The sequence below is a fragment of the Bacteroides sp. AR29 genome (assembly GCF_900217715.1).
Lineage (GTDB): Bacteria > Bacteroidota > Bacteroidia > Bacteroidales > Bacteroidaceae > Bacteroides > Bacteroides uniformis.
In genome coordinates this window covers 164,598-181,407 of sequence record NZ_OBMS01000003.1, presented here as the reverse complement: position 1 = coordinate 181,407, position 16,810 = coordinate 164,598, and the positions used below count along the sequence as shown (strand labels likewise).

At 49.8% G+C, this 16,810-nt stretch carries 10 protein-coding genes; 6 read left to right on the top strand and 4 right to left on the bottom strand.

The window, feature by feature from the left end:
• Window positions 1–44 precede the first annotated feature (44 nt).
• Window positions 45–1,661: a family 43 glycosylhydrolase gene (locus CSD97_RS02240; protein ID WP_057097381.1), complete on the bottom strand. Its 1,617-nt coding sequence runs from the start codon at window positions 1,659–1,661 to the stop codon at window positions 45–47.
• A 252-nt stretch (window positions 1,662–1,913) separates the two neighbouring features.
• Between CSD97_RS02240 and ychF the strand changes: the two genes are divergently transcribed.
• From ychF to CSD97_RS02210, 6 genes are all read left to right on the top strand, one after another.
• The gene (gene ychF / locus CSD97_RS02235; protein ID WP_057097379.1) at window positions 1,914–3,017 is read left to right on the top strand and encodes a redox-regulated ATPase YchF; all 1,104 of its coding nucleotides are present in this window, start codon (window positions 1,914–1,916) and stop codon (window positions 3,015–3,017) included.
• A 77-nt stretch (window positions 3,018–3,094) separates the two neighbouring features.
• Window positions 3,095–3,907, top strand: coding sequence for a carboxypeptidase-like regulatory domain-containing protein (locus CSD97_RS02230; RefSeq protein ID WP_005824864.1), 813 nt, complete (start codon window positions 3,095–3,097; stop codon window positions 3,905–3,907).
• 14 nt (window positions 3,908–3,921) lie between these two features.
• Window positions 3,922–4,842 (top strand): ketopantoate reductase family protein, encoded by a 921-nt coding sequence (locus CSD97_RS02225; protein ID WP_005833928.1) that lies wholly within the window; start codon window positions 3,922–3,924, stop codon window positions 4,840–4,842.
• Between the two features lie 86 nt (window positions 4,843–4,928).
• Complete coding sequence (gene lgt, locus CSD97_RS02220; RefSeq protein ID WP_022401919.1) at window positions 4,929–5,831, top strand: prolipoprotein diacylglyceryl transferase; 903 nt, start codon at window positions 4,929–4,931, stop codon at window positions 5,829–5,831.
• Window positions 5,832–5,932: 101 nt separating this feature from the next.
• Entirely contained in the window at window positions 5,933–8,269 is a 2,337-nt protein-coding gene (locus CSD97_RS02215) for an alpha-xylosidase (RefSeq protein ID WP_057097378.1), read from the top strand.
• A 169-nt stretch (window positions 8,270–8,438) separates the two neighbouring features.
• Window positions 8,439–10,616 (top strand): glycoside hydrolase family 3 C-terminal domain-containing protein, encoded by a 2,178-nt coding sequence (locus tag CSD97_RS02210; protein WP_098031908.1) that lies wholly within the window; start codon window positions 8,439–8,441, stop codon window positions 10,614–10,616.
• 111 nt (window positions 10,617–10,727) lie between these two features.
• Here the strand turns inward: CSD97_RS02210 and CSD97_RS02205 are convergent, their stop codons facing one another.
• The 3 genes from CSD97_RS02205 to CSD97_RS02195 form a co-directional block, all read right to left on the bottom strand.
• Window positions 10,728–13,355, bottom strand: a complete 2,628-nt coding sequence (locus CSD97_RS02205) for a glycoside hydrolase family 78 protein (protein ID WP_005833932.1) — start codon at window positions 13,353–13,355, stop codon at window positions 10,728–10,730.
• Window positions 13,356–13,370: 15 nt separating this feature from the next.
• The gene (locus CSD97_RS02200; RefSeq protein WP_005833933.1) at window positions 13,371–15,521 is read right to left on the bottom strand and encodes a GH92 family glycosyl hydrolase; all 2,151 of its coding nucleotides are present in this window, start codon (window positions 15,519–15,521) and stop codon (window positions 13,371–13,373) included.
• Window positions 15,522–15,663: 142 nt separating this feature from the next.
• On the bottom strand, window positions 15,664–16,797 hold the full coding sequence (locus tag CSD97_RS02195; protein WP_061412255.1) for a glycoside hydrolase family 76 protein: 1,134 nt from the start codon (window positions 16,795–16,797) through the stop codon (window positions 15,664–15,666).
• Between the last annotated feature and the right edge of the window lie 13 nt (window positions 16,798–16,810).

Genomic DNA, 16,810 nt, shown 5'->3' with positions numbered 1-16,810 from the left:
GAAGGTCTCACAAGATAAGTATCCGCCTCCATAAGTATAAAGACTTATGGGCGTGCCAACATGAGGAAATCATAAAACTCACAGATGGACTGGCCTTCGGTTTCTGATTCGAAGACAAAGAAGAGCGGCTGCTTTCCCTTATGCAGCTTTGCCGGAATAGAGAGCGGAGCATAGAACTCCCTGCAAGTGCTGCCAGCCTTCACATCCACAAGTCCTATCTCTACACCGCCTTTTGTTGTCCAAGGGCTACCCAGCATGATGCGGATGCGTCCGTCGGTATCTTCAGCCTTCAACCTTAACTGCATCTGCAAAGACTTATCTCGCGGAACGGCATTCATATTCAAGTATTTATATCCTACAATCGACCCACTTGTATTATTCACCACCGGAGCGAACGGGATTTTGTGGTTGTTATCGCCGGCATAGGGATTATTATCCCGGTACACAGGCCGGATGTAAGACCCCGTGTAGACATAATGGGGATAGACCTCTTTGATACCTCCGGGATTGGTGTGCCAACAAGCCAACCCGGCCGAGATGCGCTGCATAGGATTGAGCCCTTCAAGAAGGAAACCCTCAGAGTTGAATTCCCCGCGCGAAATCACGACTTTCCCACCTTTTCCTTTTTCCACCTTTACATCAATGGCCGACACCATAGCCTGGCGTGCATAGCAATCGGTACCTATCTGGCGATGATAGAACACGTACCATTGCCCTCCTATCTTGCAGATACTGCCATGCGTATTTCCACCGGGCATGGCCGAAGCTATCACATTGCCTTTTTCATCATACTCGCGCGCACGGGCATCGATGATTGTTCCGCCATAGGTCCAGGGACCCAGAGGATGCTCGCTATAAGCGTATGCCAGCGTATAGTTGCTGGCGTTCGGCAAGCCATCTTCACCCTCAGCGGTAGTACGGCTATAGATAAACACATACTTATCCTCAATCTTGCGGATGGAGGATGCCTCAAAGAAGCGGAATATACCTTCCTGCCGATAGCCTGAAATCATGTTCTCCACCACTTCGGTACCCGGCTTTACCGTGCACATGGTAGCAGGGTCCAACTCCGCGCCATGCGAAATGCCAAATCCCCAATAACCATACACACGTCCATCATCATCGACAAACACTGCGGGGTCGAATCCCAAACAACCGAAAGTCTCGCGAGGACGCTCCTTATGCCAGTTGCATACCGTAAACGGGCCATCGGGACGGTCGCTTTTGGCAATCATGGAATTGCGTCCACCACCTTGATTATTCGGAAAGAGGTAGTAAGTTTTCTTACCATCGGCATCGGTAGTTACTGTCACGTCAGGGGCAAAAAGCACGTCGTCGGTTCCATCAGCATTCAGTTTATACAGCTCGGGCGACTCATTGACTTTAAATATCACGCCGTCATATCTCCAACGGGTCAGGTCCTCTATGGGTGCTGACCACACCACTTGGTCACGTCCGCAATACATCCACTTGAGATTGTCGTGCGAACCATAAATATAGACACGGTACTTGCCGGGACAGTCAGGATCCTCAAACACATAGGGCTCACCATCAGGAATAAATTCCCAAAGCGGCAGATAAGGATTCTGTGCAGATAATGTAAAAGACAAGCTGATGAGACATGATAAAATCATCAGAATTTTTCTTACTTTGTTTTTCATAATCGCATTGATTTATAGAATGATACTTAAATTTATAATTGCGACAAAACTATCAATTTATCATTTTACTCTCGTGCTTTTAATGCAAATTAACATACCCACTTTCCCCGGTAAGTACTATCTTTGCTTAAAAAAGTGAAGATAGGCTGCACCTCAGCATAAAAAATGAACGCGTTCATTTCATTCTGCCTTCGGTTTGCACTATCTTTGCATCCAATTAACTGAACAATAACTAAAAAACAAGATAACACTATGGCATTAAAAGCTGGTATCGTGGGCCTTCCCAACGTAGGAAAATCCACTCTTTTCAACTGCTTGAGCAGCGCAAAGGCACAAGCGGCAAACTTCCCGTTCTGTACAATCGACGCCCAAATGGGACAAGTGTCCGTACCCGACGAACGACTGACGAAGCTCGCCGAGCTGGTTCACCCGGGGCGTATCGTACCTGCCGTGTGCGACATCGTCGACATTGCCGGACTGGTGAAGGGCGCCAGCAAAGGTGAAGGACTCGGCAACCAGTTCTTGGGCAACATCCGCGAGTGCGACGCCATCATTCACGTGCTGCGCTGCTTCGACAACGGCAACATCGTCCACGTGGACGGTTCGGTGAACCCCGTGCGCGACAAGGAAATCATCGACACAGAGCTGCAACTGAAGGACCTCGAAACCGTGGAAAACCGCATCAAGCGCGTAGAGAAAATAGCCAAGGTGGGTGGCGACAAGGCTGCAAAGATAGAGTACGAACTCCTGCTCCGCTACAAGGATGCCCTGGAACAAGGACAAAGCGCCCGCACCGTCATCCCGCAGAACGACGACGAGGAACAATGCGCCAAGCAGATGTTCCTGCTTACTACCAAACCTGTGCTCTACGTCTGCAACGTGGATGACGTCAGTGCCGCCGGCGGCAACCAGTACGTAGAGCAGGTGCGCGAAGCCATCAAGGGCGAGGATGCCGAACTTATCATCATCTCCGCCCAGACCGAGGCCGATATTGCCGAACTGGAGACATACGAGGAAAAACAGATGTTCCTCGAAGACCTGGGACTGAAAGAGAGCGGTTGCAACCGTTTGATTAAAGCTATCTACAGCCTGCTGAACCTCGAAACCTTCATCACTGCCGGAGAGATGGAAGTAAAGGCATGGACCTATCGCAAGGGATGGAAAGCACCGCAATGCGCCGGCGTTATCCATACGGATTTCGAGAAAGGGTTTATCCGGGCAGAGGTCATCAAGTATGAGGATTATATCAAGTATGGCAGCGAAGCAGCCGTGCGCGAAGCCGGAAAGTTGGGTGTGGAAGGCAAGGAGTATGTGGTGCAGGATGGGGACATCATGCACTTCAGGTTCAATGTGTAATGATATTCATTCCAGATGGCAATGTACAAAGAAAGTACATTGCCATTTTCTAATAAACTCCATACAATAACAATACTGTGAAACAGATTATCTTCCTTTTATTCTTATTGTCCTGTACTGCCGTTTATGCACAACAGCAAGACTCGGTAACCATTCACGGACGGGTGACTGATTACAACGGACAGCCGATAGACAGTGCCAGCGTCTGGTGGCAAAACCCGCAGTTCAATGACATCATAGAAGCCATAACCGACAAAGACGGGCATTACACGGCCCGTATACCCAAAGGGAAATATCAAAGTGCAGCCTCTATTTATCTGCCCTCCTATGCGCACATTGCCATGAAAAGCGGGCTGCCCGAGACTGAACACCGCCTGGAGTTCTGGGCCTGGGATTTCATCGCCGACCGCGACACTACACTCGACATACGTTATCATCGTATGGAAGCTTATGGCCTGCGTGCTTTCTGCATCCCCGGAGCCATGCCTACTTATCAGATATACGTCCGTCCCATGAGCTTGACACGTACCTACCAATGGATGAAAGAAACAAAGCCCGAGTCATTGGTACACGGTGAAAACCTGAGTGACATTGAGCAACAAGAACAAAACAAAGAAGCCAGAGAATGCCAGATGGCTCCCCGCCCCGGGCAACTGAAAGTCACCGTCTGGATAGACGGCGAGAAAGTCCCCGTGCTGATGAAGCAGGAAATAAAAGAATATTTCGACAGCAACGAATATGGCAACGCCTATCTATTGACAGTAGACATGCCCAAGCATCCCAAAAAAGACCTTCCCTACCGTATCTTCAAAGTAGAGCTGGAAGACATGGAAAACGGTGACCGGGGCGAAGGGCTTTACTATATGGAAAAGGAAAACTACGTTCAATAAACCATACACAACAAATGGCAAACAGTAATCTGAAATACCTCATAGCAGGTACCGGCGGCGTAGGCGGAAGCATCGCCGCCTTTCTTTCATTATCCGGCAAAGACGTCACTTGCATTGCACGTGGCGAACACCTTGCCGCCATACGCGGGAACGGTCTGCAACTGCACTCCGATTTGAAAGGTGAACATTGTCTGAAAGTGGCGGCATTTACCGCAGAAGAATTCCAAGGCAAAGCGGATGTTATCTTCGTCTGCGTCAAAGGTTATTCCGTAGACTCCATTACGGAACTCATCAAACGTGCCTCACACGAGCGTACAGTGGTAATCCCCATCCTGAATGTTTACGGAACCGGTCCCCGTATCCAGCGGTTGGTCCCCGGCGTCACGGTGCTCGACGGCTGCATCTACATCGTAGGATTCGTATCCGGACGGGGAGAAATCACGCAGATGGGAAAGATTTTCCGGCTCGTCTACGGAGCACACCGCAGCACGATTGTTTCCCGTGAAACATTGGAAGCCGTGCAACGCGATTTGCAGGAAAGCGGCATCAAAGCCGAAATCTCCGACGACATCAACCGGGACACATTCGTCAAGTGGTCCTTCATTTCTGCTATGGCCGTCACCGGAGCCTATTACGACGTACCTATGGGCGAAGTCCAGAAACCGGGCAAAGTGCGCGACACCTTTATCGGACTGTCACAAGAGAGTGCAGCTTTGGGCAGGAAGTTGGGTATAGAATTCAAGGAAGACATCGTGCAGTATAACCTCAAAGTAATAGACAAACTCGCCCCTGAAAGTACCGCCTCCATGCAGAAAGATATGGCCAAAGGACATCAGAGCGAAGTACAAGGCTTGTTGTTCGACATGATTACGGCTGCAGAGGAACAAGGGATTGAGGTGCCGACGTATAGGATGGTGGCGGAGAAATTCAAATAAACTGCCACGATGAACTGCCAAACGAGATAATTTCATACCTTTGTCCCGAACAACCCCGTAATTCAGTAATTTAATTCTTCATAAATATGTTATCACTACTCACCATCAACTGGAACCCCGACCCCGAACTATTCAACTTCTTCGGCATATCCATCCGCTACTACGGTTTGTTATGGATTATCGGCCTCGCTTTTGCCTACCTTATCGTGCAACACCAGTACCGCGACCGCAAAATAGACGAAAAGAAATTCGAACCTCTTTTCTTCTATTGCTTCTTCGGCATACTGATAGGCGCACGACTGGGCCACTGCATATTTTACGACTGGGCATACTACCAAGACCACTTCGTTGAAATGATTCTCCCCATCAAGCAGACCGCCGCAGGATGGAAAATGACGGGTTACACCGGCCTTGCCAGCCACGGCGGCACGCTGGGCCTGATTATCGCCCTCTGGATGTACTGCCGCAAGACGAAGATGCACTACATGGACGTGCTCGACATGATAGCCGTTGCCACTCCCATCACCGCCTGCTGCATCCGCCTTGCCAACCTGATGAACTCCGAAATCATCGGCAAACCGACCGACGTGCCCTGGGCATTCATCTTCGAGCGCGAAGACATGCTGCCCCGCCATCCGGCACAGCTCTACGAAGCCATCGCCTACTTCATCTTCTTCCTGGGGATGGTCTGGCTATACAAACGCGGACAGAAGAAACAAGAGACCAAGCTCGAAACAGATTTCAGCACCACCAAGCGGAAATCAACCACCGTGCAGGCCGAAGCCTCCCTGCCCTATCACCGCGGTTTCTTCTTCGGACTCTGCCTGACGGAGATTTTCACCTTCCGTTTCTTCATCGAGTTCCTGAAAGAAAACCAGGTGAACTTTGAGGACAGCATGACGCTGAACATGGGCCAGTGGCTCAGTATCCCGTTTGTGATTATCGGGGTATATTTCATGTGTTTCTACGGGAAGAAAGCTTCCAAATAAACATTTCAGCCCTACATAAGCAACATACCCACCCCTTTCATCTGTGTGGATTTCTCTACTTTTACGGCATCGAAACAGTAACCGTAAATCATATATTTATCATGAAAGAGAAACAACTGATGAAAGGGGCAGCTTTTATGCTGCTAGCAGCAACTGTCATCCCGCCCGCACATGCCCAACTGAAAACAAATGCCGGCGTGCAATACCTGCTTTCCCAGTCGAAAGACATGAGCCAGGATTTTCTGGACCTCAGCAACACCTATTTCTTTGCCGACAGCCTGGTATCGTTCGACACCTCCACCGGCAAGGGGACTGTCCAGTGGAAACGCCAGCAACTGATGCCCCGCCAGGCATTCAATGCAAACACCTACCTGCACCAGCCCCTCCAGTCGCTGGACTTCCCGGAGACGGCCTACGACAACAATCCACAACTGACGTTCACCGTCGAACCGGTCAGCGAACGTACCCTCCGCATCCATATGCTTACCTCGCCCATCGTACCGAAAGAAGATGCCGATGACCCCATGCTCATAGGAAAGCCTGCCGACGGACGCTCCTTCTGGAAAGCCGAGAAGACGGATAAAGGTACCCTGTACACCTCCCGATACGGCAGCCTGCTCATCGAGAATTACCCCTGGCGCCTGGTGCTGAAAGATGCCGACGGACGCCTGCTGACACAGACTCGTTGCTGGAGCGACAACGACTCCACACAGGTCAAGGTACCTCCATTCAGCTTCATCAAGCGCGGCTCGGACAACTCACGCAGCATCAATCCCGTATTCAGCCTCGCGCCAAACGAGAAAATCTACGGTTGCGGCGAGTCCGCCACCGCACTGAACAAGGCCGGGCAGAAGGTCAACCTCTTTGTCACCGACCCGCAGGGCCCCGAAACCCCGGACATGTACAAGCCTATCCCCTTCTTTTTCAGTAACCGCGGCTATGGCATGTTTATGCACACTTCCGCCCCCGTGACCTGCGACTTCGGCTGCTCCTACATCGGAGCCACCAAACTCTTTATGGCAGACGAAGCGATGGACATCTTCATCTTCCTGGGTTCGCCGAAGGAGATGCTGAGCGAATACACCGCACTGGTAGGACGGCCCGAAATGCCCCCTTTGTGGAGCTTCGGCACCTGGATGAGCCGCATCACCTACTTCAGCGAAGCAGAGGGCCGCGATGTAGCCCGGAAACTGCGTGAGAACAAGATACCGAGCGACGTCATCCACTTCGATACCGGTTGGTTCGGCGTGGACTGGCAGTGCGACTACGCCTTTGCCGCCGACCGCTTCGACAATCCCCGGCAGATGCTCACCGACCTAAGGTCACAAGGCTTCCGCACCTGCCTCTGGCAACTCCCCTACTTCACTCCGAAAAACAAGTTCTTCCCCGAGCTGGTGGAACGCGGTCTGTACGTACGCAACGGTAAGGGGCAGCTCCCCTACGAGGACGTGGTGCTGGACTTCACCAACCCCGAAACCGTGAAGTGGTATCAGGAAAAACTCGGCAATCTGATTGAAATGGGTGTAAGCGCCATCAAAGTAGACTTCGGCGAAGGTGCCCCGCTGGATGCCATCTATGCCAACGGCCGTAGCGGACTGTACGAACACAACCTCTACCCGCTGCGCTACAACAAAACCGTGGCCGACATCATCAAGAAGCTGCACGGCGAAAACATCATCTGGGCACGCTCTGCATGGGCAGGCTCACAACGCTATCCGCTGCACTGGGGCGGTGATGCCGCCACCACCGAAACCGGTTTCGAGGGAACCGTCCGCAGCGGTCTCTCCATCGGATTGAGCGGGTTCTGCTTCTGGAGCAATGACATAGGCGGCTTCGTGACCCAAAGCCCCGAAAGCCTCTACCGCCGCTGGCTGCCCTTCGGCTTCCTCACCAGCCACAGCCGCGTGCACGGAGCACCTCCCACTGAGCCGTGGTACTACGGGAAAGAGTTCACAGACTATTTCCGCCGTTGCGCCGAGCTGAAGTACAAACTGATGCCCTATGTATACGCACAATCCAAAGAGTGCACCGAGAACGGCTGGCCGATGCTCCGCGCCCTGCTGCTGGAGTATCCCGACGACCCGGGTGCATGGCTGGTAGAGGACGAGTACATGTTCGGCTCCAATCTCCTCGTGGCCCCCATGCTCGAAGAGGGCAGCGGACGGGATGTCTACCTCCCCGGACGGCAGAAATGGATAGACTACCAGACCGGAAAGGTGTATGCTCCGGGATGGAACCATATCGAGTGCGGCACCCTGCCCATCATCATTCTTGTAAAGGACGGTTCGGCCATCCCCCATATCCCCGTGGCACAATGCACAGACCAGATGAAGTGGGACAAGATTACGTGGAAGAAGTATCTGGCAGACGAAAAGAAAGCCGAAGGGTTGCTCTGCCTGCCGCAGGACGGACGGTTGCAACGAATGTCCATCCCATAATCCCCTATCCTTTCATGTACGAGATGCGCATCTCAAGTTGCATGAAATATACATCTCGTACATCATGAGATGCACATCTCGTGCAGACAAAAGGTATAGATTGAGATAACAACCAAGAATGTTTGCTATGACAACCCACTACATTGAATCCATTAAACCCTAATGAACCATGAGAAACAAGTCACTACTCCTCATTTTCTCTCTGCTGCTTTGCCTGCAGACAAGCGCACAACAAACACAAGCCTTCCAAGATACCACGCTCACCGACGAACAGCGCGTGGACCATCTTCTTTCCATCCTGACATTGGATGAAAAGATAAACCTTCTTTCCACCGACCTCGGTGTCCCCCGCCTCAACATTCCCCGTTGCGGACACTACGAAGGACTGCACGGGCTGACCCTCGGCGGGCCTGCCATGTGGGGCGGACGCCAAAGAACGGAAGACGGGAAAGTAGTCCCCACAGACTGCCCCACCACCATATTCCCCCAATCCTACGGTCTGGGCTCCACATGGGACACCGATTTGGTGCAGAAAGTAGCGGAACAAGCCGCTGAAGAAGCCCGCTACTACATGCAGACCACCGGCAACAAGCGTCATGCCCTCGTGATGCGCGCTCCGAATGCCGACCTTGCCCGCGACCCACGCTGGGGACGTACCGAGGAGAGTTTCGGAGAAGATGCTTTCCTCACCGCCCAACTCACCATTGCCAGCGTACGCGGCCTGCAAGGCAATCATCCCCGCTACTGGAAAACTGCCTCTCTGATGAAACACTTCCTTGCCAACAGTAACGAGGACGGACGGGACAGCACTTCCTCCGACTTCGACACGCGGCTGTTCCATGAATACTACGCTTATCCTTTCTATAAAGGCATCACCGAGGGAGGCAGCCGCGCCTTCATGGCCGCCTACAACAGTTGGAACGGCATCCCCATGTCCATCCATCCCTGCCTCGAAGAGATTACCCGCAAGCAATGGGGCAACAACGGTATCATCTGTACGGACGGCGGTGCCCTGAAACTGCTGATTGAAGCGCACAAGAGTTTTCCGAGCTTTGCGGAGGGTGCCGCTGCCGTAGTAAAAGCCACCACAGGACAATTTCTCGACGCATACGTTCCTTACGTCAAGGAAGCTCTGGAAAAGGGATTACTGACCGAAGTCGACATCGACAAGGCTATCCGCGGGAACATCTTCGTCGCCCTCAAGCTCGGCTTGCTGGACGGGGACCACTCCCGTAACCCTTATCTCTCCATCGGAAAGGACAGTACGGAGACACCGCCTTTCATGACAGCAGAAGCCCGTAGGCTGGCACGGGAAGTCACCGCCAAGTCTGTGGTGTTATTGAAAAACAAGAATCTCCTGCCACTCGATGCCGGAAAGCTGCGTAAAATAGCCGTTATAGGCCCGTATTCGGACAAAATCGTGCAAGACTGGTATAGTGGTACCCCGCCTTACGAAACAACGATTCTGAGCGGCATACGCAATGCTGTAAAGGAAGATACCGAAGTCATCCACGCCGAAGACAACCGCATGGACCAGGCGGAAAAGGCTGCCGCAGCCGCCGACATCGCCATTGTATGTGTAGGAAACCATCCTTACGGCACACGTGCGGACTGGAAGTTCTCTCCCGTCCCCAGTGACGGCCGCGAAGCCGTGGACCGCAAATCGCTGATGCTGCCCGATGAAGACTTGGTGAAGCTGGTGCTCAAAGCCAATCCCAATACCATACTGGTGCTCGTCAGCAGTTTCCCCTACACCATCAACTGGAGCCAGGAGCACGTGCCTGCCATCGTCCACATCACCCACTGCAGCCAGGAGCAGGGCAACGGACTGGCCGACGTACTCTTTGGCAAGGTGAATCCAGCCGGACGTACCGTACAGACGTGGGTGAAAGACATCACCGACCTGCCCGACATGATGGACTACGACATCCGCAACGGACGTACGTATATGTACCACCAGGGCCCTGTGCTCTATCCTTTCGGCTATGGTCTGAGCTATTCCGACTTTACGTACGAGAAGATTGAATCCGTCAAGCAAGACAAGAAGAACATCCGCGTGACGGTATCAGTGAAGAATACCAGCGGACGCGACGGAGAAGAAGTCGTACAGCTCTATGCCAGCTATCCGGACTCCAAAGTGGAACGTCCTTCCAAGCAGTTGCGCGCCTTCAAGCGTATCCCCATCAAGGCCGGCGAAACCCGGAAAGTGACGCTTACCGTGCCCAAAGAGGAGCTCGGCTATTGGAACGAAGGAAAGCAGATGTTCGTTGTAGAACCCGGAACGGTGAAGCTGCTGATAGGGGCTTCGTCGGAAGATATACGGTTGGAGGGAAAGATCAGGCTATAAGAATGAAAAAGCCATCCCTTAACATACCGACTATAAAAATTAGCGAGTTATGCCACAACAACGTGGCAAACCCGCTAATTACATATTTGCAAGCATAAATGAAGTACAAGGTCACTTTACAATAAACTCATATCTTCCTGCCGCCAGTTCCACCACCCGTACATTCTCGGCCTTGTCAGGTAAAGTGAGTGTAGCTGTACTGTTAGCGGGCACTGTAACTTCATAATGCACACATTTCCCTTTCCATTCCCAGCGAGAAACAATTTCACCGTAAGGCGACCGATGACGAGCTTCAAACCGTTTCAATCCCTTTATGAAATGGGGACGGAGCAGAATGTTTTGAAAACCAGGTTGCGCGGGATCAGGGAAAATACCTCCCAGCCCCTTGTAGAACCAAGCACCTATTTCACCGAACATCATATGATTGTCCGAGATGTCACGAGTAGCCTGCAAATCCCAGTTCTCGAGCAGCGTAGTGGCACCGTTCACCATCCACCAACCCCATGAAGGATAAGTGTCCTGTACAGCCACCTTATAAGCTGTTTCAGCATAACCATTTTCGCTGAGTGCATTCAGAATAGCTTTAGCTCCTAATACACCCACATCCAAGTGAAAACCGTCCTCCTCTACCTTATGTGCCAAGTTAGCTGCCACTTTTCCTATCAACTCTTCGGGCACAATCTTCCATTGCAAGGGAACACTCAATTCGGTTTGTGAACCTTCGGCATAGATGCCTGTTTCTCGATTCAGGAACTTATCATTGACAGCTTGCTTTATCTCCTCCGACAAGGCATTATAATATTCGTAATCGGCCTGTTTGCCGAAGAGTTTGGCAGCAGCGGCCAAAATCTTGGTATCTACATAAAAGTAGACCGAGGAAGTCAGCTCTTTATTGGATTTTGACTTCACCGGCACCCAGTCTCCGCGCCCCCACGTAGTGAGATGATTGTTAGAGATACGCTCCACATAATCCACATAACGTTTGATGCTCTCGTAACAATCGCTCAAGGGCTTGCTATCACCGTAGAAGAGGTAGATATTCCAAGGGATGATGGCAATAGTACTAGTCCAGTCCAGCCCGTTGTCTGTACCATATCCCCATCCACCAGTTGGAATAATATCGGGCAGCACTCCGTTGGGCTGCTGTTCGTCACGATGGTCGGCCAACCATTTTTCGTAAACGGTAATTCCATCAAAGTTATAAAATGCTGCCTCAATGGCAAAATGACCGTCACCAGTCCAACCGTTCTTCTCGCGCTGAGGGCAATCGGTGGGGTAGCCCATCAGATTGGAAAGGTAAGAGTGATTGGCAGCATGGAGCAGCTTGCCTATCAGTGGACTCGAAGATTCCAAGCTACCTACTGCCGGCACATCACTGTGCATGAAGTAAGCAATCAAGCTGTTTTGGTCAAGCTCAATAGGCTTATCTGCCATTACCTCCACATAACGAAATCCCTTGTAATTAAATCGGGGCATGAACTCATCCTCTTCTCCACTCAGAATGAGAATGTCCGTCTGAAAAGGGTCTTTCTCCTTATCGCCTCGAAAGTAGACATCAATGTTCGAGAGATCGAGGCGGCCATTTGGATGTAAGCGTTCGCCATGTTTGATTCTGACCTCCGTTCCCCGTTCACCCGAAACATGAATACAAGTCACACCGGACATATTTTGCCCGAAATCATAGATGTATGTTTTCTCGTCCACTTTGCGGAAAGAGACGGCGGGGAAAATCTTTACATTACGGATGGGATGTACTTGCTGGGCAGTGACATTGGAAGAAGGTACACTCCGATAGGCTACTCCGCGCCACTTGGAATCATCGAATTCCGGAGTGCTCCATCCTTTCTGCTCCAGACGTGCATCGTAGTGCTCGCCAGTATAGATACTATTAAAAGTGATTGCACCCGACGCTGTCCGCCAACTGAGATCGGTGGGAATAGTCTCCACGCTTCCATCGGTGTAAGTAATGCGCAAGTCCAGACAGAAAGTGGGACGGTTGCGCCAAGGGGCACGGTCGAAGTCCCACACTGCTTTGGATTGATGGTTATACCAACCGTTACCCAAAAGTACGCCAATAGCGTTGTCACCATTCTGTAATTGTGAAGTCACATCATAAGCCACATACAAGTTGCGGCGATCAAAGCGGGTATAGAGAGGGGCAAGGCAGTGGTCTCCTATCTTCTCGCCATTGATGTAAAGCTCATATAGTCCAGCAGCGGCAATATAAGCACGCGCTGACTTTACCTTTTTGCCGGTCTTGAACTCTTTTCGGAAGTAAGGGGCAGGCCCATAATGAATATCCTTGCCATCGCCAATCCAAGCACCTTGCCAATGTTGCATCCCCATCATGCCCGTTTCAAAGTAAGAGACAGGAGAAGCAGTCTCCTTATATTCCATGTCGCTGCAGATTACTTTCCAATAATATCTAGTGAAAGGCTGCAGTTTTTTGCCCGCATAGGCCACAAGCTGATTACGGGAATCGTTCTTTCCACTATCCCACATCCTGCCACAGCCATTGACCACATTCAACGAGTCTTCGTCTACCACAATCCGCCAGGAAGTCTGCACAGCTCCCTGCCTACCATCTTCCATCCGCCAAGAAAGGCGTGGAACGGGATTATCCAAACCTATAGGTCTGTCAAGATGTTCGCTCCTCAGATCAACCAAACGAACCGGAGTCTGCCCTTGTACAGTAATGCAAGCAAAGAATGTGAATAGAAGCAGTATATTTCTTTTCATAACTCCATTGTTTATCTATTCCGTAGTAATCACCAGTTCCTTGCCCTCCCTCAGTTGGTCATGGGTGATAAAGTAACCGTCAATCTTTTTACCGTCATAAGTAATGTCAATAATCTTCTTGCCGCTTCCTTTCTTCACAATCGTAAAGGGACGACCATTCAGATTGAACGTCACTTTATCGAACAAGGGAACAGTAACAATATATTCAGGATCGGCAGGCGAATAAGTGTAAAGTCCAATAGCATTGAGCACATACCACGAAGACATCTCGCCGGCATCATCCATCCCTGCATAAGCCAGCTTGTCGGCACCCATGTCATAGTAGTGGTTCATCAGACTGTCAAGAATGCATTGGGCTTTCTCTTGTTTGTCTATGAAATAATAGGTGTAAGGAATGCTGTGTCCCGGCTGGTTTCCGTGGCAATAGTTTCCGATGAATCCGGTCAGGTTGTGGGCCTCGTAACCTCTCCACGGTTCGCTGAATAAGGAATCCAGTTTAGCCTCCACCGCCTCTTTACTGGGATAGAGCTTAATCATGCCTTCGGGGTCGTGGGGGGCGAAGAAGAGGGCGTTCCATGCATTGGCCTCACGGTACATGTACTGGTAATAGGGATAATACGGATCGAAATCCTGAATCCAGCTACCATCGTCAATCTTACCTCTCCAAAAGCCGGTAGAGGGGTCGAATAGCGTCTTGTAGTTGTTGGAGCGTTCCATCATCAGTTTGTAGTTGGCTTCATCTCCCAGCTCCTTGGCTACCAAGGCTACGGCATAGTCATCGTAAGCATATTCCTGGGTCTTGGTCACAGCCCCTTTGTATTCGTCCCATGTGGGTACATTCACTGTGTCTTTTTCAGCAATCCAACCTCGCTCCATATACTCATCCAAATAGCGACGTCCTCCTTTACCGGGCACCGTAGCATTTTTCAGAATCAACTTATAAGCACGCTCCAGATCGAAATCATGCAAACCACGCAACCAAGAACCAGAAATAAAAGTGGAAGCGTGATCACCATGGAAGAAGGTGGGCATGTAGCCGTCACGCTTCTCACCTTTGTCAATAATAGACCTAATGATGTCAGTAGTCACATCGGGAGAAATCATACCTATGAGTACCAGTTTGTTGCGATAATCGTCCCAAAAAGAAGGGTCAGTGTAATAGTGGAAGCCGTTATTCACTACTTCGCCACGGACATCAGTATATTCATGATTCACATCGCTACGCAAAGCCGGCCATTTAAAAGCATGGAAGAAAGTAGAATAAAACAATCTCTTTTCACGTTCCGTGCCACCTGCAACTTGAATCTTGGAGAGGAGTGCTTCCCAAGCCGCATCAGCTTCTTCTGCCACTTGTGCAAAACTTTTGTTCAACATTTCGGCCTTCAAATTCATTTGAGCATTCTCTATACTCACAAACGAGAAACCAGCCTTCACTTCCAAAGGTTCAACACCTTTGCTGTCGATAAAACGCAGCACAGCCACCTCATGTTTGTCGTCTTTTACCATTTCCACTTGGCCTATTTTATAGTTGGTCTTAGCGTAAAAGTAGATTTTACCATCGCCATCTTGATAACCCGTGAACGTATTATCGTCAACCTTCTCAATCTTCCAATCACGGACATCATTATTAGAACGGCGGATGTCTACCAATAATGACTTATCGTCGCCCTTGCCGAAAGTATATTTATGGTAGGCACAACGCAAGGTACTGGTCAACTCGGCGTTCACTTTATAGCGTTCCAGATAAACTTGGTAATACCCCGGATGCGCAGATTCCTTCTCGTGACTAAACCCGGAGCAATAATTACCCGGAGCGATAGTTCCCACCACTGGCAACATGGGGACATGCAACAAGTTCCAATGCCCTTTAGCAGTATGTGAAAAACCATAAATCACAGTGTCCTCATATTGATAGCCCGCACCGCTACGAAACTGTGTAACGGGGCTGAGCTGCACCATTGCGTTGGGCAAGGTAGCACCCGGATAAGTTTCCGCACCCCATGTACGTGACTTTATTTTGCGCGTATACCCTAAGTCCTCAGGCTCCCACAAAGTAGCCGTACCCAAGAAAGGATTGACATATTCGGTTAATTTCTTCTGCGTACCGCCACAGCCCGTCAGAACAATCAGGGCGAACAGTAGAAATAAATATTGATTCTGTTTCATCTTTTGTGTTTATTTTATATAAAAAACTGTTGTCTCTAAAAACATTATTTCCAAAATAACTGCCAATTAAAACTGGCTCTAAAAAAAAATGTGCCGAAACCCAATAACCAGATTGAGTTTCGACACACTTTTAATTGCTAACTTATTTCAGGCTCTTTTCAAAGAGAGCTTTGGCTTCAATCAAAGTACAACCACTTGTCTGCGTAGTCAGATGGTTGTTGCCGCTATTGTTCATTGCCCAGTTAGTATTATACAGCAAATCAAGTTTATTGATTCCCTTTCGCCACAAGATTTCAGCATTATTGTTAAAGAAAGTGATGAATTTCTTCTTATATATGGGGTCCAAATTCGGTTCCATAATCAACTGCACATAATAACGCATGAAAATACCCTTAAACAAACCTCCGTCACCATCGCCTTCATCACGAAGTAAATTGTTTCCAGTATCTATCATGCTGCTATTACTGATACCGAAATTGGCAGCCTTACGAGCATCTTTCAAATAGGACTCTTCTCCTGTGATCTTATACAGTTCGTAAGCAGCACCCAAGAATGTACCTTGGTTATAAGAAAGAGAAAGTGTACTCAACTCACCCGTTTCACCGTTCACATTATCATAGATGGCGCCGGTAGCAGGGTTAAATAAATTTTCACGCTCCCATTTATAAATATTGACAGCCCAATCCAAATCCTCCTGATTCCCGTTAATACGGTAAAGACGAGCAGCAATCAAAGCAGCAGGGCCGTTGGAACAAGCATTTTTGCTCCATAGCTGGTCGTGAGTCCAAGCAATGCCACCACCTGCGTAATCGTTCCAACCGGTCTTGATTTCATTCCACATCTCTTGAGAAGTTTCCAGATACTTGTTTTCATCAGTAACTTCGTACAAGCGAATCATGGTGAGAGCAATCCACTCCATATCATCATAAAAGTTGTTCCAATAACTGCCACCGTTCTTTGCCTTGATACCGACATACCATTTGTCGAACAAGTCGCTGTACTTGCTATCTCCGGTACGATTGTAAGCATCTATCATCACATCCATAGCATGAGCCTGCGGCCAATAATGGAAATCCTTGATTGAACCGTCATTCCCGTAGTTGAAATAATTCTCTTCCGTATTCCAGAAACGATCTATCAGGGTCACAGAACTGCTGTCGGCAGCCGCATCCCAATCTATGGTGTAAAGCCCCTTATCATACATATACTCATCTTCTATCTCGCACGATTGAAGTGCCAAAAGAAGCAGGGGCAGACAAAATAATATTTTTTTCATAATCTCTCCTTAA

What these genes read in the sequence shown, in the direction of transcription:
- lgt (WP_022401919.1), top strand. Translation starts at nt 4,929, where the DNA reads ATGTTATCACTACTCACCATCAACTGGAACCCCGACCCCGAACTATTC.
- ychF (WP_057097379.1), top strand. Translation starts at nt 1,914, where the DNA reads ATGGCATTAAAAGCTGGTATCGTGGGCCTTCCCAACGTAGGAAAATCC.
- CSD97_RS02195 (WP_061412255.1), bottom strand. Translation starts at nt 16,797, where the DNA reads ATGAAAAAAATATTATTTTGTCTGCCCCTGCTTCTTTTGGCACTTCAA.
- CSD97_RS02210 (WP_098031908.1), top strand. Translation starts at nt 8,439, where the DNA reads ATGAGAAACAAGTCACTACTCCTCATTTTCTCTCTGCTGCTTTGCCTG.
- CSD97_RS02205 (WP_005833932.1), bottom strand. Translation starts at nt 13,355, where the DNA reads ATGAAAAGAAATATACTGCTTCTATTCACATTCTTTGCTTGCATTACT.
- CSD97_RS02200 (WP_005833933.1), bottom strand. Translation starts at nt 15,521, where the DNA reads ATGAAACAGAATCAATATTTATTTCTACTGTTCGCCCTGATTGTTCTG.
- CSD97_RS02215 (WP_057097378.1), top strand. Translation starts at nt 5,933, where the DNA reads ATGAAAGAGAAACAACTGATGAAAGGGGCAGCTTTTATGCTGCTAGCA.
- CSD97_RS02240 (WP_057097381.1), bottom strand. Translation starts at nt 1,661, where the DNA reads ATGAAAAACAAAGTAAGAAAAATTCTGATGATTTTATCATGTCTCATC.
- CSD97_RS02225 (WP_005833928.1), top strand. Translation starts at nt 3,922, where the DNA reads ATGGCAAACAGTAATCTGAAATACCTCATAGCAGGTACCGGCGGCGTA.